The organism is uncultured Azohydromonas sp. (assembly GCF_937926365.1).
Taxonomy (GTDB): Bacteria; Pseudomonadota; Gammaproteobacteria; order Burkholderiales; family Burkholderiaceae_C; genus Azohydromonas.
Genome location: NZ_CALAOH010000117.1, coordinates 18,703 through 44,610, shown reverse-complemented (window position 1 = coordinate 44,610; position 25,908 = coordinate 18,703). Strand labels below are relative to the sequence as shown.

The window sequence follows — 25,908 nt, the reverse complement described above, 5'->3', positions numbered from 1 at the left end:
CCCGCCGCGGCGAAGCGGCGCCCGGCGCCGCCCGCGCCCCGGCCGCCCCACGCCCGGCCACGCCGATCCCGCCCATCACCTTCCCGGAGAGCCTGCCCGTCAGCGCCCGGCGCGACGAGATCGCGCGCGCGATGCGCGAGCACCAGGTGATCATCGTCAGCGGCGAGACCGGCTCGGGCAAGACGACCCAATTGCCCAAGATCGCGCTGGCCCTGGGCCGCGGCCGGGGCAACGGCGGGCGGCTCATCGGCCACACGCAGCCGCGGCGCATCGCCGCCTCCAGCGTGGCCAAGCGCATCGCGCAGGAACTGAACTCGCCGCTGGGCGACGTGGTGGGCTACAAGGTCCGCTTCCAGGACCGGCTGCAGCCCGGCGCCTCGGTGAAGCTGATGACCGACGGCATCCTGCTGGCGGAGACCCAGGGCGACCCGGACCTGCGCGCCTACGACACGCTGATCATCGACGAGGCCCACGAGCGCAGCCTCAACATCGACTTCCTGCTGGGCTACCTGCGCCAACTGCTGCCGCGGCGGCCCGATCTCAAGATCATCGTCACCTCGGCCACCATTGACGCCGAGCGCTTCGCCAAGCACTTCGAATCGGCCAAGGGGCCGGCGCCGGTGATCCACGTCTCCGGCCGCCTGTACCCGGTGGAGCAGCGCTGGCGGCCCTTCGAGGACGGCAAGGACTTCGACCTCAACGACGCCATCGCCGACGCGGTGGACGAGCTCTGGCGCCAGGGCCCGGGCGACGTGCTGGTGTTCCTGCCCGGCGAGCGCGAGATCCGCGAGGCCGCGGAGCACCTGCGCAAGCACCATCCACCCGGCGTCGAGATCCTGCCGCTGTTCGCGCGGCTGTCGCAGCAGGAGCAGGACCGCGTGTTCGAGACCGGCGCGCGCCCGCGCATCGTGTTGGCCACCAACGTGGCCGAGACCTCGCTGACCGTGCCCGGCATCCGCTACGTCGTGGACTCGGGCCTGGCGCGGGTCAAGCGCTACAGCTACCGCAACAAGGTCGAGCAGCTGCAGATCGAGCCGGTGAGCCAGGCGGCCGCCAACCAGCGCGCCGGCCGCTGCGGGCGCGTGTCCAACGGCGTGTGCATCCGGCTCTACGACGAAGCCGACTTCGCCGGCCGGCCGCGCTTCACCGATCCGGAGATCCTGCGCAGCTCGCTGGCCGGGGTGATCCTGCGCATGAAGAGCCTGCACCTGGGCACGGTGGAGGATTTCCCGTTCCTGGAGCCGCCGCCGCGCAAGGCCATCGCCGACGGCTACGCGCTGTTGGCCGAGCTGGGCGCGGTGGACGACCGCAACGAGCTCACGCCCATCGGCCACGAGCTGTCCAAGCTGCCGCTGGACCCGCGCATCGGCCGCATGATCATCGAGGCGCGCCAGCGCCACGCCCTGACGGAAGTGCTGGTGATCGCCAGCGCGCTGAGCGTGCAGGACGTGCGCGACCGCCCGCTGGAGCAGCAGCAGACCGCGGACCAGCGCCACAAGCCCTTCGACGACGAGAAGTCCGAGTTCAACGGCTACCTGAAGTTGTGGAAGTGGCTGGAGACCTCGCGCGGCGGCGACGGCACGGCGCACCGGCTTTCGGCGCGCAAGCACGAGGCGCTGCTGCGGGAGAACTTCATCAGCCCGCGCCGCGTGCGTGAGTGGCGCGACATCCACTCGCAGCTGCACACGGTGGTGGCCGAGCACGGCTGGCGGCTCAACGACGGGCCCGCGACCTACGAGCAGGTGCACCTGTCCATGCTGGCCGGGCTGCTGGGCAACATCGGCCTCAAGAGCGACGAGGACGACTGGTACCTGGGCGCGCGCGGCATCAAGTTCTGGCGCCATCCGGGCGCGCACCTGAGCAAGAAGCCCGGGCGCTGGATCGTCGCGGCGGAGCTGGTCGAGACCACGCGGCTGTTCGGCCGCGGCATTGCCGCCATCGAGCCGCAGTGGATTCCGGGCATCGCCGGGCACCTGCTCAAGACGCAGCTGCTGGACCCGCACTGGGAGAAGAAGGCCGCCGAGGTGGTGGCGCTGGAGCGCGCCACGCTCTACGGCATCGTCGTCTACCACAACCGGCGCGTGAACTACGCCAAGCTGGACCCGATGGGCGCGCGCGAGATTTTTATTCGCCAGGCGCTGGTGGCGGGGGAGTGGGACACGAAGCTCCCGTTCCTGGCCCACAACCAGAAGATGGTGCGCCAGGTGCAGGAGCTGGAGCACAAGTCGCGGCGCCAGGACGTGCTGGTGGACGAGGAGCTGATCTACGCCTTCTACGACCGGCACCTGCCCGCCGACGTGCACAGCGGCGCCAGCTTCGAGCGCTGGTTCCGCCACGCGGGCCGGGCCGATCCGAAGCTGCTGCAGATCAGCAAGGAAGAGCTGATGCGGCATGAGGCCGCCGGCGTCACCAGCGAAGCCTTCCCGAAGGTGATCCGCCTGGGCGGCATCGACTGCGCCGCGGCCTACCTGCACGAGCCCGGCGACCCGCGCGACGGCGTGACGGTGACGGTGCCCATCTACGCGCTCAACCAGGTCAGCGAGGACCGTTGCGAGTGGCTCGTGCCCGGCATGCTGCCGGCCAAGGTGCAGGCGCTGCTCAAGAGCCTGCCACAGCGCCCGCGCGCGCGGCTGGTGCCGCTGCCCGAAGCCGCGGCGGAGTTCGTGGAGCTCACGCCTTTCGCGCAGGGCGGCCTGACCGAGGCGCTGCTGAAATTCGTGCGCGAGCGCACCCAGCTGGCCGTGCAGCGCGCGGACTTCAAGCTGGACATGCTCAGCCCGCACCTGTTCATGAACTTCAAGGTCGTGGACGAGCACGGGCGCCAGCTCGGCATGGGGCGGCACTTGCCCACGCTCAAGGCGGAGCTGGGCGGCCAGGCGCGCTCGGCTTTCCAGAAGCTCGCGGCGCTGAAGGTGCAGAAGGTGTCGGAGCCGGCCGCCGGGGCACCGGCGCCCGCGCCGGCGGCGAACCAGGGCCAGGCGCTGCGCGTCGAGCGCCAGTCCGCCAAGGCACCGGCGGCCGAGGCCGCGCCGGCCACGCCCGCGAGCTACACCGCCTGGACCTTCGGCGAGCTGCCCGAGCTGATGGAGTTGAAAAAGGGCGGCCAGACGCTGGTGGGCTTCCCGGCGCTGATCGACAAGGGCGCGCACGTCGAGATCGAGGTGTTCGACGAGCCCGAGGTCGCGGCGGCCAGGCACCGCGCCGGGCTGCGCCGGCTGGTGGCGCTGCAGATCCGCGAGCCCTTGAAATACCTGGAGAAGAACATCCCGGACCTGCAGAAGATGGCGGTCCAGTTCATGCCGCTGGGCACGCAGGAAGAGCTGCGCGCGCAGATCATCGACGTGGCGCTGGACCGTGCCTTCCTGGGCGAGCCGCTGCCCACCGACGAAGCGAGTTTCAAACGGCGCATCGACGAGGGCCGCAGCCGCTTGAACCTCATCGCTCAGGAAGTCGCCCGCCAGGCCGGCCTGGTGCTGGCCGAGTACGCCGCCGCCCTGCGCAAACTCAAGGACGCGCGCAACCTGCCCAAGGAAGCGGCGGACGACATCCAGGCGCAGCTGCAGCGGCTGGTCGATAAACGCTTCATCGCGCGCACGCCCTGGACGGCGCTGCAGCACCTGCCGCGCTATTTGAAAGCCGTGGTGCTGCGGCTGGACAAGTGGCGCGCCGATCCCGCGCGCGACGCGCAGCGCCTGTCGGAGCTGCGCCCGCTGGAGCAGCGCTACCTGCGCCGCTTGGCCGAGCTGAAGGGCCAGCACGACGCGCGGCTGGACGAATACCGTTGGCTGCTGGAGGAACTGCGCGTGAGCTTCTTCGCCCAGGAGCTGCGCACGCCGCAGCCGGTGAGCGTGAAGCGGCTGGACAAGGCGTGGGGGCAGCTGTCGAGCTGAGGCAGGCCTGAAGCCTGCTCCCAGGCCAGCCGAAACCCCTCGCTACACTTTCCGGTTTGCCCGCCAACGGACCATTGCCTTGATCGACCGCCTCTCCGTCCTCGTTCAGTACCTGCTGCCCAAGCGCGCGATGACCGTGTTCGGAGGGCGGGTTGCCTCGTGGGAGGGCGGAGCGGCGACCACGCGGATCATTCGCTGGTTCGTCAAGCGCTACGGCGTGGACATGTCCGAGGCGGTCAACCCCGACATCGCCAGCTACCGCAGCTTCAACGAGTTCTTCACCCGGCCCCTGAAGCCCGGCGCGCGGCCGCTGGCGGTGGCGGACCTGATTTGCCCGGTGGACGGCGCGGTGAGCCAGTTCGGCGACATCAACCAGGGCCAGATCTTCCAGGCCAAGGGCCACGAGTACAGCGCCACGGCCCTGGTGGGCGGCGACGCGGCGCTGGCGCGGACCTTCGAGAACGGCAGCTTCGCCACCCTGTACCTCAGCCCCAAGGACTATCACCGCATCCACATGCCCTGCGACGGGCGCCTGGTGCGCATGGTCCACGTGCCCGGCGACCTCTTCTCCGTCAACCCGGTGACCGCGCGCGGCGTGCCCGGGCTGTTCGCGCGCAACGAGCGCGTGGTGTGCGTGTTCGAGGGCGCGCACGGCCCGTGGGTGCTGGTGCTGGTGGGCGCCACCATCGTGGGCAGCATGGCCACCGTGTGGCACGGCGTGGTCAACCCGCCGCGCCCAGACCAGGTGCGTGAATGGAGCTACCGCGACGGCGAGCCCATCGAGCTCCGGCAGGGTCAGGAAATGGGCCGCTTCCTGCTCGGCTCCACCGTGGTGATGCTGTTCCCGCAGCGCGGGCTGAAATGGAATCCCAGCTGGAAGCCGCTGCACTTCATCAAGCTGGGCGAGCCGATGGCGGCTCGGCGCTGAGGCCCACGCGGGCCCCGGTCAGCGGTTGGACAGCCGGGGGTCGTGTTCGACCGGCGTGCCGTAGGCGCCGCGGTGCGCGTGCCGGTGCGCCTGCTTGATGGTTTCTCGCATCGCACGGACGGCCAGCGCCAGGCCGCTGAGTCCCTGGAACATGATCAGCAGGTTGGCCACCAGCGTGTGCTCCTCCAGCGCGCCCAGGGAATAGTGCCCCAGGCCCGACAGCCCCAGCAGGCCGTACAGCGCCAGGACGAAGGCCGCCATCACGCCCAGGTCCAGCATGTAAAAGGGCACGACGGCCAGCCCGACCACGCTCAGTCCCATCCACGCCAGATAGACGACCTCGTGCGTCATCCCCTCCGGCATGTTCGGGTAATAGGCCAGGAACTCGGCGTTGTGCACGCAGTGCCCGAAGGTGGCCAGGCCGTACACCGCCGTGAGGGCCCACAGGTACTTGGGAAAGTGCAGATCCCGCAGAAGGAAGGGCCGATGTTTTTGGCTCATGGAAATGACGGGCCTCCGCTGCGAAATGCGAAAAGAGCCTTTGCGCGCATGACCTGCCGGCAAGCAAATGAAGGGTCGGACCAACGGGACGAGCTCCCGATTCTCACAAAGTTTTTCGGGAACGAATCTTTCGGTTTTATACAGACCCTCACCGTCAGAACGTGACGGATTCCACGATTCGGCGCCTTCGATAACCTCCCGAGCAGGGCCGGCCAGCGCTCTTCGAGAAGAGCCCGGTGCGCGGGTGCGGCGTCTTCGGTTGCGACCAAGCGCACGGCGCCATGTTCGTGCGTGCCCCGCCGACTGCGCGGGCGCCGCTTGCGTCGCATTGGTGCGCCGCGGGCAGCATTGGTGCACTTGAGGCCAATTTCCTAGGGTTCTCCCCCTTGAATCCTATTGGCATGGCTATTGCGAAAGGTTGAGCACTCTCAACGCAATGCACCGGGGCGCGGCATTTTCCAGCCGGCCAGTCCCCAGGCCACAACGACGTGCGCCTGCCGCAGCGTCACGACGACGCGAGGCATTGCAATCCCCGAACCCCCCAATTCCCTGCATGACCGGCCGCATGGGTTGTCAGGCCGCTGCATGGCCTGTTTGCGGAACTGGGTGCGCCCGGGGCTTTATTTCCTTTTCGCAGTGCCCGCCCCGGGCGGGTGCACTTGAAACCCTCGCATCGAGAAGCCCATGAAGATCCTCGTTATCGGCCACGGCATGGTGGGACAGAAATTCCTGGAGAGCCTGTTCGACGCCGGCATTCACCACGCGGAAATCACCGTGCTGTGCGAGGAGCCGCGTCCGGCTTATGACCGCGTGCACCTGTCCGAATTCTTCACCGGCAAGGCCGCGGAGGATTTGTCGCTGGTGCCCCCCGGCTTCTTCGACCGCGACAACCTGCTGCTCAAGCTCAATGCCCGCGCCACCGCCATCGACCGCGAAAACAAGACGGTGACAGTGTCCAGCGGCGACGTGCTGCCCTACGACAAACTCGTCATCGCCACCGGCTCCTATCCCTTCGTGCCACCCATTCCGGGCAAGGAGCGCGAGGATTGCTTCGTCTACCGCACCATCGAGGACCTGGAGGCGATGCTCGAATGCGGCCGCCGCTCCGCGAGCGGCGTGGTGGTGGGCGGTGGTTTGCTGGGCCTGGAATGCGCCAAGGCCCTGCGCGACATGAAACTGCAGACGCACGTGGTCGAATTCGCGCCGCGCCTGATGGCGGTGCAGGTGGACGACGTCGGCGGACGCGTGCTGCGCAGCAAGATCGAGGATTTGGGTGTGCAGGTGCACACCCAGAAAAGCACGGTGGAAATCATCGCCGGCGAAGACGCCCGGCACCGCATGGTGTTTGCCGACGGCACGCACCTGGAAACCGACATGATCGTGTTTTCCGCCGGCATCCGTCCGCGTGACGAGTTGGCGCGCCAGTGCGGGCTGAATATCGGTGCGCGCGGCGGCATCGTGATCGACAACCAGTGCCGCACCAGCGACGCGGACGTTTTCGCCATCGGCGAATGTGCCTCCTGGAACGGCCAGGTCTTCGGCCTGGTGGCCCCGGGCTACGACATGGCGCGCGTGGTCGCGAAAACGCTGGCCGGCGAGGCGGCTGATTTCAACGGCGCCGATCTGAGCACCAAGCTGAAACTCATGGGCGTGGACGTCGCCAGCGTGGGAGACGCCCTGGGCAATACGAAGAACAGCCGCGCCTACCAATTCACCGACGAGCGCAAGCAGGTCTACAAGAAAATCGTCGTGTCGGAGGACGGCAAGCAACTGCTGGGTGCGGTGCTGGTGGGCGATGCCGCCGAATACGGCACCCTGCTGCAGATGATGCTCAACCGCATCGAATTGCCCAAGGACCCGGAATTCCTGATCCTGCCGCAGTCCGACGGTCAAGCCAAACCCAGCTTGGGCGCGGATGCGTTGCCGGATTCCGCGCAGATCTGCTCGTGCAACAGCGTGACCAAGGCCATGCTGTGCCAGGCCGTGGCCAGGGGCGTGAACAGCATCGGCGAGTTGAAAAGCTGCACCAAGGCTGGCATGACCTGCGGCGGTTGCGTGCCGCTGGTAACGCAGGTGATGAAAGCCGAGATGAAGAAACTCGGCATGGCGGTGAACAACCACCTGTGCGAGCACTTTGCCTATTCGCGCCAGGAGTTGTTCCACCTCATCAAGGTCGGCAAGATCAGGACCTTTGAGGAACTGCTGGACAAGCATGGCCAGGGACTGGGTTGCGACATTTGCAAGCCGGTGGCCGGCAGCATTTTCGCCTCGGTCTGGAACGAATTCGTGCTGAAGAAGGAGCACGCCAGCCTTCAGGATTCCAACGACTATTTCCTGGGCAACATCCAGAAGGACGGTACGTATTCCGTCGTGCCACGCATGGCTGGCGGCGAAGTCACGCCGGACGGCCTGATTGCCGTGGGACAGGTGGCAAAGAAATACGGCCTCTACACCAAGATCACCGGCGGCCAGCGCGTGGACCTGTTTGGTGCCCGCATCGAGCAGTTGCCGCTGATCTGGGAAGAACTGATTGCCGCCGGCTTCGAATCCGGCCATGCCTATGGCAAGTCGCTGCGCACGGTGAAATCTTGCGTAGGCTCGACCTGGTGCCGTTATGGCGTGGACGACAGCGTCGGCCTGGCTGTGGAGCTTGAGAATCGGTACAAAGGGTTGCGTGCGCCGCACAAGATCAAGTTTGGGGTTTCGGGCTGCACGCGTGAATGCGCCGAGGCCCAGGGCAAGGACGTGGGCGTGATCGCCACGGAAAAGGGCTGGAACCTTTATGTGTGCGGCAACGGTGGCATGAAGCCGCGTCACGCCGAATTGCTGGACTCCGATTTGTCCAAGGCCGATTTGATCCGCACCATCGACCGTTTCCTGATGTTCTACGTGCGCACCGCGGACCGGCTGCAGCGCACCAGCGTGTGGCGTGACAACCTCGAAGGCGGGCTGGATTATCTGAAGCAGGTCGTGCTCCACGACAAGCTGGGTATTGCCGCGGAACTGGAAGCCGACATGCAGCACGTGGTGAATACCTACCAGTGCGAATGGAAGAGTGCGGTCACCACGCCCGAAACCCGCAAGCGTTTCCGCCAGTTCGTCAACAGCGACCAGGGGGACCGCAACGTGATTTTCATCCAGGAGCGCGGCCAGATCCGCCCGGCCACCCCGGAGGAGAAATGGGAGCAGTTGTCCAACCGCTCCGAAAATGCCGCGGCGAGCGAGACGGCTTGAGCCACGAATCCGAATAATTGAGGAAACACGACATGGAAAATACCACCTGGACCCCCGTGTGTGCCGTCGAGGACATCGTGCCCAATACCGGCGTCTGTGCCCTGGTGCGCGAGCGGCACGTGGCCGTATTCCGCGTCGAGGACGACGTGCAACGCCTCTACGCCATCGACAACTTCGATCCCAATTCCCAGGCTAGCGTGTTATCGCGTGGGCTGGTGGGCAACTTGGGGGCGCGCATCGTCGTGGCCTCGCCCATCTACAAGCAGCATTTCGACCTCGCCACCGGCGAATGCCTGGAGGCGCCCGAAAACTCTGTGAAGAGCTATCCCGTGCGCCTGCAGGGCGACATGGTCTGCATCGGCGCCTGAGCCGGTACTTTGAGAATCATTGAACGACCTGAGGAAGTACCGTGGCTTATCTCGTCCCTTCTGAATTCGTGACCAAGATGGTCGATGCCGGTGAATCCAAGATTCACATGGCGACGCGTGATGCACTGATCCGGGCCTACATGGCCGGCGCCATCCTGGCGCTGGCGGCGGTGTTTGCCGTGACCGTGTCGGTGCAGACGGGTTCGCCGATTTTCGGCGCCATGCTGTTCCCGGTGGGTTTTTGCATGCTGTACCTGCTGGGTTTCGACCTGCTCACCGGTGTGTTCGTGCTCACGCCGCTGGCACTGATCGACAAGCGGCCGGGGGTCACGCTCAAAGGTGTGCTCAAGAACTGGGGCATCGTGTTCCTGGGGAATTTCCTGGGAGCGTTGACCGTGGCGGTGCTGATGTCCATCGTCTTCACCAACGGTTTCCAGACTGAGCCCAGCAAGGTGGGCCACACCATTGGCGTGATCGGCGAATCTCGCACGCTGGGTTATGCCCAGTACGGCTTTTGGGGCATGCTGACGCTTTTCGTGCGCGGCATGCTGTGCAACTGGATGGTGTCCACCGGCGTGGTCGGCGCCATGATTTCCACCACCGTGGGCGGCAAGGTCATCGCGATGTGGATGCCCATCATGCTGTTCTTCGCCATGGCTTTTGAGCATTCGGTGGTGAACATGTTCCTGTTCCCCACGGGGCTGCTGCTGGGTGGTAATTTCTCGATCATGGATTATCTGATCTGGAACGAGATTCCCACCGTGCTGGGCAACATGGTGGGCGGCCTGGCCTTCACCGGCTTGACGCTGTACGCCACCCACATCAAAACCGCTCCGAAGCGCAAGCTGGCTTGATCGCTCATCAGAAGAAATATTCCGCACCCCACGCATGAAGCCTCAGCCCGCTCCGGGTTGAGGCTGTTTTTTATGCAAGCACAACTCCAGGTCGCCATCGGCCAGTATTCGGACAAAGGCCGCAAGCCCACGAACCAGGATTTTCACGGCGCCTGCCTGCCGCGCGAGCCGCAGCGGGCGAGCAAGGGCGTGGTGGTGGCGATTGCCGACGGCATCAGCAGCAGCGAATTCAGCCAGGTGGCCAGCCAGACGGCGGTGCGCAGCCTGCTGGAGGACTATTACTGCACGGCCGACGCCTGGTCCGTCAAAACCTCGGTGGAGCGCGTGCTGGCCGCCACCAATTCCTGGCTTTACGCGCAGACCCAGCAAGGGCAGGGTCGCTACGACAAGGACCGCGGCCATGTCTGCACGCTGAGCGCGCTGGTTCTGAAATCCACCACGGCACACCTGTTCCACGTCGGCGACTGCCGCGTTTATAAAATGCACGCCCAGGCGCTGGAGCAGTTGACGCAGGACCACCGGGTTCGTATTTCTTCCCAGGAGAGTTATCTGGGCCGGGCGCTGGGCATCGGTGGATACCTGGAGGTGGATTACCGCAGCTTCTCGCTGGAGCCGGGCGATACCTTTCTGCTGGCCACCGATGGCGTTTACGAGCACGTGGCGCCGGAATTCATCCTGGCGGCCGTGGCCGCCGCTCCCAGCTTGGACGTGGCAGCCCGGCATATGGCTGAAGAAGCGCACCGGCGCGGAAGCCCGGACAATCTGACGGTGCAGCTGCTGCGGGTGGAGCAATTGCCCGATCCGCAGGCTGGCGACCTGCGGCAGCAGGCGGTGGAATTGCCAGCCCCGCCGATAATGGAGCCGCGCATGGTGCTGGACGGCTATCGCATCCTGCGCGAAATCCACGGCAGCAGCCGCAGCCATATCTACCTGGCGCAGGACGAGCAAACCCAGGCGCTGGTGGCGCTCAAAACCCCATCCATCGACCTGCAGTCCGACCCGGCCTACAGGGAGCGCTTTCTGCTCGAAGAATGGATCGCCCGCCGCATCCACAGCGCCCATGTATTGAAGCCTTGCGCCATGACGCGTCCACGCCGGCACCTGTTCGTGGCGATGGAATATGTGGAGGGCTGCACGCTGGCGCAGTGGATGATCGACCACCCGCGGCCGGAGCTGGATACCGTGCGCGCCCTGGTGGCGCAAATCGCCCGGGGGCTACGGGCCTTTCATCGGCTGGAAATGCTGCACCAGGATTTGAGGCCGGAAAACGTGCTGATCGACGCCACGGGCACGGTGAAGATCATCGATTTCGGCGCGGCGCGGGTGGCGGGCATCGTGGATGGAGGCGCGTCGGCCCGCGGCCATGAGGTTCCGGGTACCGCCCAATACACGGCACCCGAATATTTCCTGGGGGAAGAGGGCACGCCGCGCGCGGACCTGTTTTCCCTGGCCGTACTTACCTACCAGATGCTGAGCGGGCGATTGCCTTACGGGCTGGAGGTTGCCAAGACACGCAACCGCGCGGCGCAGAAGAAACTGGTCTATGCCCCGCTGCGGGAAATCCGGCCCGAGTTGCCGGCATGGATCGATGAGGCGATCCGCAAGGCGGTGCAACCCGACCCGGCGCAGCGCCAGGGCGACGTGGACGAATTCGTGCACGACCTGCACCACCCCAGCCCGGAATTCCTGCACCAGCGCCGGCCGGCGCTGATCGAGCGGCATCCGGTGGCGTTCTGGAAAGGGGTGTCGCTGCTGCTGTTCGTGGCGCTGGTGGGGGTTTCAGTGGCGCAGGTGGGTATGCGTTGAGCCGCACCCGCCATGTCGGGGCGCGCGGTCCTGTCCCGCATCGCAGGGGCGGATCATTTCGCCGCCGTTTTCAGGGCCGCACCACCTCCAGCAGACGGTCCAGGCCGCCTTCCTCGATGGAGACCATGGCCTGCTCGCGCACCTTGGGCTTGGCGTGGTAGGCCACCGACAGGCCGGCGGCGCCCATCATGGGCAGGTCGTTGGCACCGTCGCCCATGGCGATGGCGCGCGAGGGCGGGATGCCCAGCCGCTCGCAGGTGGCCAGCAGCATGCGGCGCTTCTCGGCGCCGTCGCAGATGTCGCCCCAGTCCTGGTCCACCAGGCGCCCGGTGAGGTGGCCGTCCACGATCTCCAGCACGTTGGAGCGCGCGTCGTCGATGCCCAGCAGCGAACACACGCGCTCGGCGAAGAAGGTGAAGCCGCCGGAGACGAGCAGCGTCTTCAGTCCCGCGGCGCGGCAGGCGTCGATGAGCGCCTTGGCGCCGGGGTTGGGCTTCAGGCGCTGCTCGAACACCTCGTGCAGGAACCCTTCAGGCACGCCCTGGAGCATGGCGACGCGGCGGCGCAGGCTTTCCTTGAAGTCGGTGATCTCGCCACGCATGGAGGCCTCGGTGATGGCCGCCACCTCGGCCTTGCGCCCGGCGGCGTCGGCGACCTCGTCGATGCACTCGATGTTGATCAGCGTCGAGTCCATGTCGAAGGCGATCAGGCCGAAGTCGCGCAGCTGCAGCGGCGGCGCGAAGCCGCGGACAGTGAGGCCGGGGGCGAAGGCAAGGGGAGCGGAGGACATGGAGGCGGAGCGTCGGTCAGGCAAAACCCGTGATTATCCGGGCTGCCCCGCTCACGCCTCTGCCCGCACCGGCGTTCCCAGCGAGCGCAGCACGTCGCGGATGAACTGCGCGCGGTCGCGCGGCTCGGGCGTGGCGCGCTCGATGCGCAGCTTGTCGTTGCCCGCCAGCTTGATGTGCCGGTTCTTCTGCACCAGTTCGATGATCCGCATGGGATCGATGGGCGCATCCGGCCGGAAGCTGATCACCATCGCCGCCGGCGCGGCGTCGATCTTCAGCACGCCGTAGGGTTTAGCCAGCACGCGCAGGCGGTGCGTGTCGAACAGGGTCTGGCCCTGCGGCGGGAGCTTGCCGAAGCGGTCCGTCACCTCTTCCAGCAGCGTGTCGATGGCCTCGGCCTTCTCCGCGGTGGCCAGGCGCTTGTAAAGGTTCAGCCGCGTGTGCACGTCGCCGCAGTAGCTGTCCGGCAGCAGCGCGGGAGCGTGCAGGTTGATCTCGGTGGTGGCGCCGAAGGGGCTGAGCAGGTCCGGCTCGCGCCCGGCCTTCAGCGCCTTCACCGCCTCGGACAGCATGTCGTTGTAGAGCTGGAATCCCACCTCCTGCATGTTCCCGCTCTGGTTCTCGCCCAGCACCTCGCCGGCGCCGCGGATCTCCAGGTCGTGCATGGCGAGGTAGAAACCGCTGCCCAACTCCTCCATGGCCTGGATCGCCTCCAGGCGCTGCGCGGCCTGCTTGGTCAGGCCTTCCACGTCGGGCACCAGTAGGTAGGCATAGGCCTGGTGGTGGCTGCGGCCCACGCGCCCGCGCAGCTGGTGCAGTTGCGCCAGGCCGAACTTGTCGGCGCGGCTGATGACGATGGTGTTGGCGCTGGGCACGTCGATACCGGTCTCGATGATGGTCGAGCACAGCAGCAGGTTGTGGCGCTGAGCCACGAAGTCGCGCATCACGCGCTCCAGCTCGCGCTCGGGCATCTGGCCGTGCGCCACGGCGATGCGCGCCTCGGGCAGCAGTTCGGCCAGCTTGGCGCGGCGCGCCTCGATGGTTTCGACCTCGTTGTGCAGGAAGTACACCTGCCCGCCGCGCTTGAGCTCGCGCAGCACCGCCTCGCGGATCACGCCCTGGCTCTCGCCGCGCACGAAGGTTTTGATCGCGAGCCGCCGCTGCGGCGCCGTGGCGATGACGGACAGGTCACGCAATCCCTCCAGCGCCATGCCCAGCGTGCGCGGGATCGGTGTGGCGGTGAGCGTGAGCACGTCCACCTCGGCGCGCATGGCCTTCATCGCCTCCTTGTGGCGCACGCCGAAGCGGTGCTCCTCGTCGATGATCAACAAGCCCAGGCGCTTGAACTTCACATCGGCGCTCAGCAGCTTGTGGGTGCCGATGACGATGTCGATGGTGCCGTCGGCCAGGCCCGCCATCGCCGCCTTGATCTCCTTGGCGGAGCGGAAGCGGCTCATCTCCGCCACGCGCACCGGCCACTTGCCGAAGCGGTCGCTGATGTTCTGGTAGTGCTGTTCGGCCAGCAGCGTGGTGGGCGCCAGCAGCGCGACCTGCTTGCCGCCGGTGACGGCCACGAAGGCGGCGCGCAGCGCCACTTCGGTCTTGCCGAAGCCCACGTCGCCGCACACCAGGCGGTCCATCGGCTTCGGCGAGATCAGGTCCTGGATCACCGCATGGATGGCGGCGCGCTGGTCCGGCGTCTCCTCGAAGCCGAAGCTGGCGGCGAAGGCCTCGTAGTCGTGCGGCGAAAAGCGGAAGGCGTGGCCCTCGCGCGCGGCGCGGCGGGCGTAGAGGTTGAGCAGCTCGGCAGCGGTGTCGCGCACCTGCTCGGCGGCCTTGCGCTTGGCCTTGTCCCACTGGTTCGATCCCAGCTTGTGCAGCGGCGCCTCGTCCGGGCTCACGCCGGTGTAGCGGCTGATCAGCTGCAACTGCGACACCGGCACGTACAGCGTGGCCTTGTCCGCGTACTCCAGGTGCAGGAACTCCGAGGGGCCGTCGCCCAGGTCGATGTTCAGCAGCCCCTGGTAGCGCCCGATGCCGTGGCTCATATGCACCACCGGATCGCCGACCTTGAGCTCGGAGAGGTCCTTGATGAGGGTATCGACGTTGCTGACCTGCTCCTGCTTGCGCCGGCGCCGTGCCCCGCCGCCCGCGGCGGCGAAGAGCTCGGTCTCGGTCAGGAACTCCAGCTGCCGCCCCTCGGCCGGCTCGTGCCAGAAGAAGCCGGCGGCCAGCGGCGCGGCGGTGATGGCGACTTTTTCGTCGCCGGCCTCGAACTCGGCCAGCGTGGCGACGCTGGGCACGTCGATGCGGTGGTCGCGCAGCAGGTCCAGCAGGCTTTCGCGCCGGCCCTCGCTCTCGGCCACCAGCAGCACGCGCGCGCCGGTTTCGCGCAGGTGGGCTTCGAGCCGCGCCAGCGGCTCCGTCGCGCCGCGGTCCACGCTAACGTCGGGAGCCGGGCGGGCCCAGTCGGTTTCCTCCGTGCCGCGCAGCGCCAGCGTGGCGTGCGTGTTGGCGCGGCCATAAAAATCTTCGACGCGCAGGAAGAGGGTTTCGGGCGGCAGCAGCGGGCGCTCGGCGTCGTGCTGCAGGAAGCGGTGGCGCTCGCGGGTGTCGGTCCAGAAGCGCTGCAGCGCGGCATCGACCTCGCCGTGCAGCACCAGCGCGGCCTGGGCGCCCAGGTACTCGAAGATGTCGGCGACCTGGTCGAAGAACAGCGGCAGCCAGTACTCGATGCCGGCACTGGCGACGCCGGCGGCGATGTCCTTGTAGATGCGCGAGCGCGTGGGGTCGCCTTCCAGCCGCTCGCGCCAGCGGGCGCGGAAGGCGGTGCGCGCGGCCTCGTCCATCGGGAACTCGCGCCCGGGCAGCAGCCGCACTTCCGGCACGGGGTAGAGGCTGCGCTGGCTGTCGGGGTCGAAGGTGCGGATGGAGTCCACCTCGTCGCCGAACAGGTCCACGCGGTAGGGCACGGCCGAGCCCATGGGGAAGAGGTCGATGAGGCCGCCGCGCACGGCGTACTCGCCCGGTGACACCACCTGGCTGACGTGCTGGTAGCCCGCCAGCGTGAGTTGCGCCTTGAGGGAGGCCTCGTCGAGCTTCTGCTTCTGCTTGAAGTGGAAGGTGTAGGCGGCCAGGAAGGAGGGCGGCGCGAGGCGGGCCAGCGCGGTGGTGGCGGGCAGCAGCACCACGTCCACGTCCTTCTGCAGGATGCGCCAGAGCGTGGCCAGACGCTCGGAGATCAGGTCCTGGTGCGGGCTGAAGCTGTCGTAGGGCAGCGTTTCCCAGTCCGGAAACACGGCGACGCGCAGTCCCGGCTCGAAGAACACCAGTTCGTCGGCCAGGCGCGGCGCGTCGGCGGGGTCGGCGGTCACGATGCCCAGGAGCTGCTTCGCGTTGGCGAGCCGGCGTGCGTGGCGTGCCAGCAGCAGCGCGTCGGCCGAACCCGGCGGGTGCGGCAGCGTGAATCGTTTGCCGGGGGCGATGGCGGGCAGTTGCATCGTGAGGGGGCTTGCAGCAGGGGACGCGCCCGGGCGGGCGGGGGGCAAATTCTAGAATCCGCACCCGATGACCTCCCTCGTTCATGGGCCAGCGCCGCGCTGCTATGCGCTCGTGCCCTGCGCCGGCACCGGCAGCCGCTCCGGCGCCGACCGTCCCAAGCAGTACGTTTCCATCGCCGGCCGCACGCTGGTGTCTCACACCCTGCACGCGCTCTCGCGCGTGCCGCGCCTGACAGCCACGCTGGTGGTGCTGGCGCCCGACGACGACCACTTCGATGCTGCCGTGCCGGGCTGGCGCGGCGATAGGCACATCTGGACTGCCCGCCGCGGCGGCGCCACCCGCGCCGCGACCGTGGCGGCCGGGCTGGAAGAACTGGTTGCGCGCGGCGCCGCGTCCGACGACTGGGTGCTGGTGCACGACGCGGCGCGCTGCCTGGTGCGGCCGGAGTGGGTGGTGAACCTGATCGAGTCCTGTGAGCAGGACGAGGTGGGTGGGCTGCTGGCGCTGCCGGTGGCCGACACGCTCAAGCAGGAAGAGGACGGGCGTGTCGCCGCCACCATCGACCGGCAAGCGAAATGGGCGGCGCAGACACCGCAGATGTTCCGCATCGGGCTGCTGCGCCGCGCGCTGGCCGAGGCGGGCGATGCCGTCACCGACGAGGCCAGCGCGATCGAGGCGCTGGGCCTGCGCCCGCGGCTGGTGCCGGGGGCGCTGGAGAATTTCAAACTCACCTGGCCGGCCGACTTCGGGCTGGCGGAAAGACTGCTGCAGACCATGACGCCCGCATCCAATGTTTCCCTGGCGCCTGCCGCCGCCGAGCCGAACGGAGGCGTGCGGTGATCCCGGCGCTGCGCATTGGCGAGGGCTGGGATGTGCACCAGTTGGTGGAGGGCCGTCCGCTGGTGCTGGGCGGCATCACCGTGCCGCACACGCACGGGCTGCTGGGCCATTCGGACGCGGATGCGCTGCTGCACGCGCTCACCGACGCGCTGCTGGGCGCGGCGGGGCTGGGCGACATCGGGCGCCACTTCCCGGACACCGATGCCGCCTTCAAGGGCGCCGATTCCGCCGTGCTGCTGGCCGAGGCCGCGCGCCGGGTGCGGGCCGAGGGCTGGGAGATCGTGAACGTGGACTCGACCATCGTGGCCCAGGCGCCGAAGCTCGCGCCGCACATCCAGTCCATGCGCGAGCGCATCGCGCAGGTGCTCGGGATCGAGCCGGCGCGCGTCAACATCAAGGCCAAGACGGCGGAGAAGCTGGGACCGGTAGGGGAGAAGCGGGCGATCGAGGCGCGGGCGGTGTGCCTGCTGTGCAAGGCCTGGCGCCGGGCGGCGTGAGCCGCGGGCCGGCGCGCCAGGTGCGGGCTCACGGCGCCCGCTTCAGCCGCACATGCGCGATGAGCCCGCCTTCGGGCGCATTCGCCAACTCCAGCCGGCCGCCCATGCGCTGCAGCGATTTATCGACGATCGCCAGGCCCAGGCCGGCACCGGTGGCGGCGGTGCGGGCGGTGTCGCCGCGGTAGAAGGGGGTGGTGAGCTGGGCCAGGCGTGCCGGCGGCACGCCGGGGCCGTGGTCGCGCACGCTGACGATCACCCAGGGGCCGCTGCGCGTGTAGCTCACCATCACCAGCGCGGGGCCGCCGCCCTCGCTGCGGCCGTAGCGGCGCGCGTTCTCGAACAGGTTGGCGAAGACGCGGCCGAGCTCGGTGTCGTCGGCCAGCACCATCAGGTCGATCGCCACGCGGGCGCTGATGCGGATCTGTGTGGGGTCGCGGAAGGCGGATGCCTCGCGCTCGATCAGCGCCGACAGGTTCACTGGCACCAGCGGCGCGTCGCCCGGGCGGGCGTAGTCCATGAACTTGTCGATGATCGCGTCGAGCTGGTCGATGTCCATGGCCATGTTGCGGCGCGCTTCCTCGTCCTGCACGCTCATCTCGGCCTCCAGCCGCAACCGCGCTAGCGGGGTGCGCAGGTCGTGCGAGATGCCGGCGAGCATCACGGCGCGGTCTTCCTCGACCTTGGCGAGCTCGCGCGCCATGCGGTTGAAGCCCATGTTCACCTCGCGGATCTCGCTGGTGAGCGTGTTCTCGTCGAGCTGCGACTCGTACTCGCCCTCGCGGATGCGGCTGGCGGCGAAGGACAGGTCGCGCAGCGGCTGGTTGATCAGCCGGGCGATGGCGGCCGAGCCCAGCAGCGTGGCGATGAACGCGATGCCCACCCAGACGAACCAGGTGCCGCCGGTGAGCGGGTACACGCGCGTGGCCTCGGCCTGCAGCCAGTAGGCGTCCTTCTCGATGGTGAAGCCCACCCAGAGGCCGTCCACGCCGTTGACGCTGCGGGCAAGGATGGTGTCCTCGTCCAGCCGCGCACGCAGCTCGCGTCCGATGCGGCGCGTGAAGCGGTCGGTTTCGAAGGGTTCCCAGCGGTGGCCGGGCTCGCGCGGCAGGACCTTGACCGCCTCCTCCTCGCTCATCGTCTTGACAACGGCGACGCGGTGGATACTGTCGGAGTAGCGCAGCGCCGCGCGCGAGAGGTTGACGAGGCTGGCGATCTGCTGCGCCGACTGCACCGCGCGCGGCTCCAGTTCCAGCGCGCGCAGCGTCTGCACCCAGGCGAAGATGCCGCCACCCAGCAGCAGTGCCAACAGGAAGAAGGTGCGCCAGAACAGGCTCAGCGCCAGGGACTGGCGCTGGCGCCGAGTGGTGGTTCGCGGCAGCAGCCGGCGCAGGCGGCGGCGCAGGCTGTCTTGCTTGGAGGACGGGGCCGGGGGCTGCCGCGTCGTGCCCTCGGCCTCGGGCGTGGATGGACCGATGTCAGCTTGCGCCATCGGGGACGAAGACATAGCCCACACCCCAGACCGTCTGGATGTAGCGCGGCTGCGCCGGGTCGGGTTCGATCATCTTGCGCAGGCGCGAGATCTGCACGTCCAGGCTCCGGTCGAAGGGCTCAAACTCGCGGCCCCGCGCCAGCTGCGCCAGCTTGTCGCGCGACAGCGGCTGGCGCGGATGTCGCACCAGCGCCTTGAGCATCGAGAACTCGCCCGTGGTCAGCGCCATCTGCTCGCCGTCCTTGGTGAGGCGGCGCAGCGAGAGGTCGAACTCGAAGGGACCGAAGTTCACGACCTGCGGCTCCTTGGACGGCGCACCCGGCGCTTCCAGGGCGGGGCGCCGGCGCAGCACAGCATGGATGCGCGCGAGCAGCTCGCGCGGGTTGAAGGGTTTAGGAAGGTAGTCGTCGGCGCCGACTTCCAGGCCGACGATGCGGTCCACGTCCTCCACCTTGGCGGTGAGCATGATGATGGGCGTGGAATCGTTGGCGGCGCGCAGGCGCCGGCAGATCGACAAGCCGTCCTCACCGGGCAGCATCAGGTCCAGCACGATGAGGTCGATGGTTTCGCGTGTGAGCACGCGGTTGAGCGCTTTGGCGTCTTCGGCCAGCAGAACCTCAAAACCTTCCTGCGTCAGATAGCGGCGCAGTAGATCGCGGATGCGGGCGTCGTCATCGACAACGACGACACGGTCCGGACGAGGGTTTGCAGGGGTGTTCATAACGGACTCCCTATTTGTAACGGCGGCATTGTGAACAAGTTGACGCTGGGGTTTCGGCGCGTTTCGCACCTCTGTTACAACTCTTTCGGCCTCCGGAACGGCCCCAGAAGCGTTACAGAGTGTCGTGCCGCCATCCTGCGATGCGATTTTCTACCCCCTTTCTTGGAGTGTTCCCACATGATGAGAGATTTTGTCCTCGCCTCCTGGCTGTGCCTTGTGGCCTTGAGCCCAGCGCTGGCGCAGTCGCAGTCGCAGCCGCTGCTGCCGGCGCCGCAGCGCGTGCTCACGCTCAGCGCCACCGCCAGCATGGACGTGCCCAACGACTGGCTGACGCTGAGCTTCAGCACCACGCGCGAGGGCAGCGACGCTTCGGTGGTGCAGTCGGCGCTGCGCCAAGCGCTGGACGCCGCGTTGGCCGAAGCGCGCAAGGTGGCCAAGCCCGGGCAGGTCGAGGTGCGCGCGGGCAACCTGTCGGTTTACCCGCGCTACAACCCCAAGGGCGGCATCAGCGGCTGGCAGGGCAGCACGGAGCTGACCGTGGAGGGCCGCGACATGACGGTCATCGCGCAACTGGCGCCGCGCATCAGCACAATGAGCATCGCGCGAGTGGGCTATTCGCTCTCGCGCGAGGCGCGGGAGCAGGTTGAGTCCGAGGTCGGCGCGCGCGCGATCGAGCGCTACAAGAAGCGCGCCGATGAGGTCACGCGCCAGTTCGGCTTCAACCGCTGGAGCCTGCGCGAGGCGCAGCTCAACACCGATGCGCCGATGCCGCCGGTGCCGGTGTTGCGCGCCAAGGCCATGGCCGCGTCGGCGGCCGACGAGGCGCTGCCGGTGGAGCCGGGGCGCGGACAGGTCAACGCCATGGTCACCGGCTCGATCCAGATGGAGTGAGTGATTAAGGGCGGACCGGACGCCTTGGAGCCGGCGCGTCGCGCGCCGGCTTCATTTATTGAGCGGCCCAGCCGCCGTCGACATTGAAGGCCACGCCGCGGATGTTGTCGGCCGCGCGCGAGCACAGGAACACCGCCAGCTCGCCGAGTTGCTCGGCGGTGGTGAACTGCATGGAGGGCTGCTTGTCGCCCAGCAGGCGACGCTTGGCCTCCTCGAAGTCCACGCCGTCGGCCTGTGCGCGGGCCTGCACCTGCTTTTCCACCAGTGGCGTCAGCACCCAACCCGGGCAAATGGCGTTGACGGTCACGGGCGTGGTGGCCGTCTCCAGCGCCACGGACTTGGTGAAGCCCACCAGCCCGTGCTTGGCCGCCACGTAGGCCGACTTCTGCGCCGAGGCCACCAGGCCGTGCACGGAGGCGAGGTTGATGATGCGGCCCCAGCCGCGCTGCTTCATGCCCGGCAGCGCCAGCCGCGTGGTGTGGAAGGCCGAGCTCAGGTTGATGGCCAGGATGGCGTCCCACTTCTCCGTTGGGAAATCCTCCACCGCCGCCACATGCTGGATGCCGGCGTTGTTAACCAGGATGTCCACTGCGCCGAACTCGGCCTCAGCCGCCCTTACCATCGCCTCGATCTCCGCAGGCTTGCTCATGTCGGCGCCGTGGTACGACACCCGGGTGCCCAGGGTGCGCACCTCGGCCAGCGCCGCCTCGCTGTCGCCGAAGCCGTTGAGCATGATGTTGGCGCCCTGCTGCGCCAGGCACTTGGCGATGCCCAGTCCGATGCCGCTGGTGGATCCGGTGACGAGGGCGGTCTTTGCCTTGAGCATGAATAGCCTCCTTGGGTTGATACGATGGTTCAAAGACAAACGGGAGCCATCATGAACGATTCGCCGCGGCTGATTCACGTGCCATGCCTGCGCCCCGGCGCGCTGTACCGCATGGCGTGCTGGGAGTGGGGCGACCCGACCAACGAGCGCGTGCTGGTGTGCGTGCATGGCCTCACGCGCCAGGGGCGCGACTTCGACACCCTCGCGCGTGCCCTGTGCCATGAATACCGCGTGGTGTGCCCGGACGTGCTCGGACGCGGCCACTCCGACTGGCTACGCGACCCGGCCGGCTACAGCGTGCCCTTCTACGTCTCGGACATGGTCAACCTGCTGGCGCGGCTAGATGCGCGCGAGATCGACTGGGTGGGCACGTCCATGGGCGGGCTCATCGGCATGGGGCTGGGTTCGCTGGCCAACGCGCCGCTGCGGCGCATGGTGCTCAACGACGTCGGCCCGTCCCTGGAGTTCGAGGGTCTGCGGCGTATCGGCGACTACGTGGGCGAGAAACGCCATTGGGATACCGAGCAGGAGGCGGCGGATTTCCTGCACACCGTCTCCGAGAGCTTCGGTCCGCACACGGCCGAGCAGTGGCTGGCGCTGTGCCGGCCGCAGCTCAAGGTCGAGGGCTCGGGCTTCACGCTGCACTACGACCTGAGCATCGCCGAGGTGTTCAAGGCAGTCACGCCGGATTCGGTCGCGGCCGGCAATGCGGCGCTGTGGCATGCCTATGAAGCGCTGCGCTGCCAGGTGCTGCTGCTGCGCGGCGCGGAGTCGGACCTGCTGTCGCATGCCGCTGCGCAGGCGATGACGCAGCGCGGCCCGCGCGCGAAGCTGGTCGAGTTCGAGGGCGTGGGCCACGCCCCGATGCTGGTGCAGCCCGATCAGGTGGAAGTCGTACGCGATTTCCTGTTGTCCCCATGAGAAGCCTGCAGTCCGAATGGGTTACGGCGCGGCCGGCGACCATCGTTGAGCTGGCGGAGCTGCCGGACTTGCCGGCTTCCGCCGAAGGGACGTTGTCGGCCGAGGATGCCGGGCTGTTGGCGCTGCAGCGCGCGCGGGCCTTTGCCGAGCCGCTGCTGTGGCAGCGCCATCTGGACACCGGCGAGGACGTGCTTGCGCACGCGGACGGCGTGTGCGCGGTGCTGCGCAGCATCGGCGCGGCACCCGCAATGCAGGCGGCGGTCTACCTGGTCTATGCCAGCGACTACCTGCAGAAGCCCGAGGAGGTGCTGGAGAAGGCCTTCGGTGCGTCCTATGCTGGGCTGGTGAGCCACGCGCGGCAGCTGGTGCAGATCCAGCGCGCAGCGCGCCAGGCGCGCGTAGAGGAGCCCGCGCGCGCGCTGCAGACCGAGCGCGTGCGCAAGATGCTGCTGGCCTTCTCGCGCGACCTGCGCGTGGTGCTGCTGCGCCTGGCCTCGCGGCTGCAGACGCTGCGCTGGTACGCCGCGAGCAAGCTGTCATGTCCGCACGACCTGGCGCTGGAGTCGCAGCAGGTGTTCGCGCCGCTGGCCAATCGGCTGGGCATCTGGCAGATCAAGTGGGAACTGGAGGACCTGGCCTTCCGCTTCCTGCAGCCGGCCGAGTACAAGCGCATCGCCACGCTGCTGCACGAGAAGCGCAGCGAGCGCGAGCAGGGTGTGGAACGCTTCCGTGCCGAGCTGGCGCAGGAGCTGGCCGAGGTCGGCATCCACGCCACTGTGCAGGGGCGGCCCAAGCACATCTACAGCATCTATAAAAAGATGCAGGGCAAGCGGTTGGGCTTCGAGCGCGTGCTGGACCTGCGCGCGCTGCGCGTGGTGGTGGACGACGTGCCGCAGTGCTATGCGGCGCTGGCGCGCGTGCATGAGCGCTATCGGCCGCTGGAAGGCGAGTTCGACGACTACATCGCCAAACCAAAACCCAACGGCTACCAGTCGCTGCACACGGTGGTGCTCGATGACGAGGACCGGCCGGTGGAAGTGCAGATCCGCACCCGCGCCATGCACGAGCATGCCGAGTACGGCGTCGCGGCGCATTGGGCCTACAAGGAGGCGGGCGCGCGCGGCTACGCCGGCGTCAGCGCCGCGGGCGAGTTCGAGGAGCGCGTGGCCGAGGCGCGCAAGGCCGTGCTGCGCCAGCTGCTGGCCTGGGAGCGCGACTTCGTTCAGTCCGGCGAGCCCGGCGCCTTCGATGACCGCATCTATGTCTTCACGCCGCAGGCCACCGTGGTGGAGCTGCCCGCCGGTGCCACGCCGGTGGATTTCGCCTACGCGGTGCATACCGACCTCGGCCATCGCTGCCGCGGCGCGCGCGTGGATGGGGCGCTGATACCGCTGAACACGCCGCTGCGCAGCGGGCAGACGGTGGAGGTTAGCGCGACCAAGGAAGGCGGCCCATCGCTGGACTGGCTCAATCCGGAGCTGTGCTATCTCGCCAGCCCGCGGGCGCGCTCCAAGGTGCGCGCCTGGTTCAACGCGCTGGCGCAGCGCGACACCATCGCGCGCGGGCGCGAAGCGGTGGAGAAGCTGCTGCAGCGTGAGGGCCGCACGGCGCTCAAGCTCGAAGACCTGGCCTCGCGGCTGGGCTTCAAGAGTGCCGATGCACTCTTCGAGGTGGTGGGCAAGGACGAGTACTCGCTGCGCAACATCGAGCAGCTGCTGCGCCCGGCCGAGCCGGCGCCGCCAGTGGAGGAGCTGGTTACCAAGCGCGCCACCGCACCCGCCGGCGGGCCGCGCGGCGGCGTGCTGGTGGTGGGCGTGGAATCGCTGCTCACGAACCTTGCGCGCTGCTGCCGCCCCGCGCCGCCGGATGCCATCGCCGGCTTCGTCACCCGAGGCAAGGGCGTAGCGGTGCACCGGGCCGACTGCGTGAACTTCCGCCATGCCGCACAGCAGGCGCCCGAGCGCGTCATTGCCGTAGCGTGGGGCAAGCCGCACGGCAACCAGACTGCGCTGTACCCGGTGGGTGTGACCGTGGAAGCTGCCGACCGCCCCGGGCTGCTGCGCGACATCTCCGAGCTCTTCGCCAAGGAGAAGATGAAGGTCACAGATATGCAGATGCAGTCGGTGCGCGACGTGCACGGTGGCAGCACGCGCATGAACATCACCGTCGAAGTCAACGACGCGGCGCGGTTGGCGCAGGTGCTGCGCCAAGTGCAGCGCATCGGCGGTGTGCGGCGCGCAGCGCGGCGCTGAGCGCAAGCGTTGAGGGCGGGTGCGGAGCGGGGCATCAAGTCATCGAACCGCGCCCGCTCCCGTCCTCGGTGGAACTCAGAAAGCAGGTTGAAGCAAATTCTTCAAATTTTTCGCCAGAGCTGCTTGCGCAGCTGACAAAAGTGCGTATAGAATAGCGGCTTCAGCGAACGACAGGCGCGTAGCTCAGCTGGTTAGAGCACCACCTTGACATGGTGGGGGTCGTTGGTTCGAGTCCAATCGCGCCTACCAATGCAAGCCCTTGACGAGTGATCTCGTCAAGGGCTTTTTGCTTTCGGGAGGCAAAAAAGCGCCGCAGGTGCAGCGGGTTGGAAGCAGGAAGGGTTCATTGCGCTTCAGCTCGCCGCACAACTGCCTGGGCAGCAGCCTGAAGCCCTTGTGCGGAGACCAAGCGCAGGCGTGACGCCGATTGCGAGGACGGCCCCGAAGGGCCGTCGAAATGGGGCGCTCGCGGCGCGCGCTTCAGCGCAGCGCGATTACTTGGTCGCTCGCCGCAGCGGCGGTCTGCTCGGCCGCGTTGACGTTGGTGGGTGCAGGACGCACGGCCGGCGTCGGAGCGTTGACCGGCACGCCGCGGCCACTGGCCACCTGGCGCAGATAGCGCTGCTCCGTCAGCACTTTGCTCACGTAGCCACCGTCTTCGGGAAGATTGGCCGCGCCGACGTAGTGGCGCAGCCCGGCTTCCAGACCGCCGCCGGCGCGGGCGATGCATTCCTTGAGCACCTGCACGCCCACGCGCAGGTTCGTGACCGGGTCGAAGGCAGCCAGCGTGCCGCCGAAGCGCTCGTATTTGTCGTCGTGTACCCGCGTCATCACCTGCATCAGCCCCTGCGCGCCCACGGCGCTCTGGGCGAAGGGATTGAAGCTGGACTCCACGGCCATGATCGCCAGGATCAGCGTGGGCTCCAGCCCGGCCTTCTGCCCCACCTGCCACGCTTCCTGCACCAGGCGGCTGATCGGCTCGGGCGCCACCCGGTAGCGGCGCGACAGCCACTTGGCCACGGCCGCCTGCTGGCGGTCGAGCTCCTTCGGGTCGGTCGCCGTGGCGCGGGCCACGCCCTGCGGATCGGACAGCGTCACCAGCAGGTCTCCTTCGCGCTCGGCGCGGGCCTCGTGGCGGGATTGCAGCCAGCCCAGGGCTGCGCGTTCGACCTCGTGGCGCAGGTCGGCGTGGCTGCCGGCGAAGGCCAGCACCGCCACGACCGTAAGGCCCAGCAAGGCCAGGGTGTTGTGGCTGACTTGAAGCAGCCCGGAAAAGACGTCGCGCAGGAAGACGGCGACCGAGGCGCGCAGAGCGCGCAACATGACAAGCGCTGTCATTGCTCTCCTTTCGTCCAACCGGCGCGTCGTCCGAGCGCCCAGCGTGGGGCGTCCCGGACGCCACGGGGGCGGCGGCGATAATGGTTCGGCAGCAGGCCCCCGCACCGGTCGGGCCCTTCTCCGTAGCACCATGGACGCCACGGGCTGCAAGGCAGCGTTCCCCCTGAATAGGGGATCGGGACAACCCTGGTCTCCGCCAGGTGGACTCATTCTAGGAACGGTTCAAATAACCGGTCAAGAATATCAAACCACTCTTTAATAGC

The 25,908-nt window shown here is 67.9% G+C and carries 18 protein-coding genes and 1 tRNA gene; 12 read left to right on the top strand and 7 right to left on the bottom strand.

Annotated elements, in window-relative coordinates; all coding sequences use genetic code 11:
- The first annotated feature begins 65 nt into the window (after positions 1–65).
- Both hrpA and asd read left to right on the top strand, forming a co-directional pair.
- Positions 66–3,890: an ATP-dependent RNA helicase HrpA gene (gene hrpA, locus Q0741_RS12160; protein WP_298233469.1), complete on the top strand. Its 3,825-nt coding sequence runs from the start codon at positions 66–68 to the stop codon at positions 3,888–3,890.
- A 79-nt stretch (positions 3,891–3,969) separates the two neighbouring features.
- Positions 3,970–4,818, top strand: a complete 849-nt coding sequence (gene asd / locus Q0741_RS12155; protein ID WP_298233467.1) for an archaetidylserine decarboxylase — start codon at positions 3,970–3,972, stop codon at positions 4,816–4,818.
- Between the two features lie 18 nt (positions 4,819–4,836).
- On the opposite strand, the gene Q0741_RS12150 is transcribed toward asd, so the two are convergent.
- Entirely contained in the window at positions 4,837–5,319 is a 483-nt protein-coding gene (locus Q0741_RS12150; RefSeq protein WP_298233466.1) for a hypothetical protein, read from the bottom strand.
- A 684-nt stretch (positions 5,320–6,003) separates the two neighbouring features.
- Between Q0741_RS12150 and nirB the strand changes: the two genes are divergently transcribed.
- From nirB to Q0741_RS12130, 4 genes are all read left to right on the top strand, one after another.
- On the top strand, positions 6,004–8,553 hold the full coding sequence (gene nirB / locus Q0741_RS12145; RefSeq protein ID WP_298233465.1) for a nitrite reductase large subunit NirB: 2,550 nt from the start codon (positions 6,004–6,006) through the stop codon (positions 8,551–8,553).
- Between the two features lie 32 nt (positions 8,554–8,585).
- The gene (gene nirD, locus Q0741_RS12140) at positions 8,586–8,921 is read left to right on the top strand and encodes a nitrite reductase small subunit NirD (protein ID WP_298233464.1); all 336 of its coding nucleotides are present in this window, start codon (positions 8,586–8,588) and stop codon (positions 8,919–8,921) included.
- Positions 8,922–8,962: 41 nt separating this feature from the next.
- The gene (locus Q0741_RS12135; protein WP_298233463.1) at positions 8,963–9,775 is read left to right on the top strand and encodes a formate/nitrite transporter family protein; all 813 of its coding nucleotides are present in this window, start codon (positions 8,963–8,965) and stop codon (positions 9,773–9,775) included.
- 72 nt (positions 9,776–9,847) lie between these two features.
- Positions 9,848–11,581: a bifunctional protein-serine/threonine kinase/phosphatase gene (locus Q0741_RS12130; RefSeq protein WP_298233462.1), complete on the top strand. Its 1,734-nt coding sequence runs from the start codon at positions 9,848–9,850 to the stop codon at positions 11,579–11,581.
- 70 nt (positions 11,582–11,651) lie between these two features.
- On the opposite strand, the gene serB is transcribed toward Q0741_RS12130, so the two are convergent.
- Together serB and mfd are read right to left on the bottom strand one after the other, a co-directional pair.
- Positions 11,652–12,371, bottom strand: a complete 720-nt coding sequence (gene serB, locus Q0741_RS12125) for a phosphoserine phosphatase SerB (protein WP_298233461.1) — start codon at positions 12,369–12,371, stop codon at positions 11,652–11,654.
- A 51-nt stretch (positions 12,372–12,422) separates the two neighbouring features.
- Positions 12,423–15,869, bottom strand: a complete 3,447-nt coding sequence (mfd, locus tag Q0741_RS12120) for a transcription-repair coupling factor (RefSeq protein WP_298233460.1) — start codon at positions 15,867–15,869, stop codon at positions 12,423–12,425.
- A gap of 67 nt (positions 15,870–15,936) precedes the next feature.
- Here mfd and ispD point away from each other — a divergent pair, with 67 nt between their 5' ends.
- Together ispD and ispF are read left to right on the top strand one after the other, a co-directional pair.
- The gene (gene ispD / locus Q0741_RS12115) at positions 15,937–16,710 is read left to right on the top strand and encodes a 2-C-methyl-D-erythritol 4-phosphate cytidylyltransferase (protein ID WP_298233459.1); all 774 of its coding nucleotides are present in this window, start codon (positions 15,937–15,939) and stop codon (positions 16,708–16,710) included.
- Positions 16,707–17,207 carry a 2-C-methyl-D-erythritol 2,4-cyclodiphosphate synthase gene (ispF, locus tag Q0741_RS12110; RefSeq protein ID WP_298233458.1) on the top strand — a complete coding sequence of 167 codons (501 nt, stop codon included), beginning with the start codon at positions 16,707–16,709 and terminating at the stop codon, positions 17,205–17,207. The genes ispD and ispF overlap by 4 nt, the downstream gene beginning before the upstream one ends.
- 28 nt (positions 17,208–17,235) lie before the next feature.
- Here the strand turns inward: ispF and Q0741_RS12105 are convergent, their stop codons facing one another.
- Together Q0741_RS12105 and ompR are read right to left on the bottom strand one after the other, a co-directional pair.
- Positions 17,236–18,711, bottom strand: coding sequence for a sensor histidine kinase (locus Q0741_RS12105; protein ID WP_298233457.1), 1,476 nt, complete (start codon positions 18,709–18,711; stop codon positions 17,236–17,238).
- Positions 18,683–19,417, bottom strand: coding sequence for a two-component system response regulator OmpR (gene ompR / locus Q0741_RS12100; protein ID WP_028999127.1), 735 nt, complete (start codon positions 19,415–19,417; stop codon positions 18,683–18,685). Before ompR ends, Q0741_RS12105 begins: the two co-directional genes overlap by 29 nt.
- Positions 19,418–19,597: 180 nt before the next feature.
- Between ompR and Q0741_RS12095 the strand changes: the two genes are divergently transcribed.
- Complete coding sequence (locus tag Q0741_RS12095) at positions 19,598–20,308, top strand: SIMPL domain-containing protein (protein WP_298233456.1); 711 nt, start codon at positions 19,598–19,600, stop codon at positions 20,306–20,308.
- Positions 20,309–20,363: 55 nt separating this feature from the next.
- On the opposite strand, the gene Q0741_RS12090 is transcribed toward Q0741_RS12095, so the two are convergent.
- Entirely contained in the window at positions 20,364–21,134 is a 771-nt protein-coding gene (locus Q0741_RS12090) for a 3-hydroxybutyrate dehydrogenase (RefSeq protein WP_298233455.1), read from the bottom strand.
- A gap of 51 nt (positions 21,135–21,185) precedes the next feature.
- Between Q0741_RS12090 and Q0741_RS12085 the strand changes: the two genes are divergently transcribed.
- From Q0741_RS12085 to Q0741_RS12075, 3 genes are all read left to right on the top strand, one after another.
- Complete coding sequence (locus Q0741_RS12085) at positions 21,186–22,055, top strand: alpha/beta hydrolase (RefSeq protein ID WP_298233454.1); 870 nt, start codon at positions 21,186–21,188, stop codon at positions 22,053–22,055.
- Positions 22,052–24,307 carry a bifunctional (p)ppGpp synthetase/guanosine-3',5'-bis(diphosphate) 3'-pyrophosphohydrolase gene (locus Q0741_RS12080; RefSeq protein WP_298233453.1) on the top strand — a complete coding sequence of 752 codons (2,256 nt, stop codon included), beginning with the start codon at positions 22,052–22,054 and terminating at the stop codon, positions 24,305–24,307. The genes Q0741_RS12085 and Q0741_RS12080 overlap by 4 nt, the downstream gene beginning before the upstream one ends.
- Positions 24,308–24,479: 172 nt before the next feature.
- Positions 24,480–24,556, top strand: a tRNA-Val gene (locus Q0741_RS12075).
- Positions 24,557–24,787: 231 nt separating this feature from the next.
- Here Q0741_RS12075 and Q0741_RS12070 read toward each other — a convergent pair.
- Entirely contained in the window at positions 24,788–25,630 is an 843-nt protein-coding gene (locus tag Q0741_RS12070) for a lytic transglycosylase domain-containing protein (RefSeq protein WP_298233452.1), read from the bottom strand.
- Between the last annotated feature and the right edge of the window lie 278 nt (positions 25,631–25,908).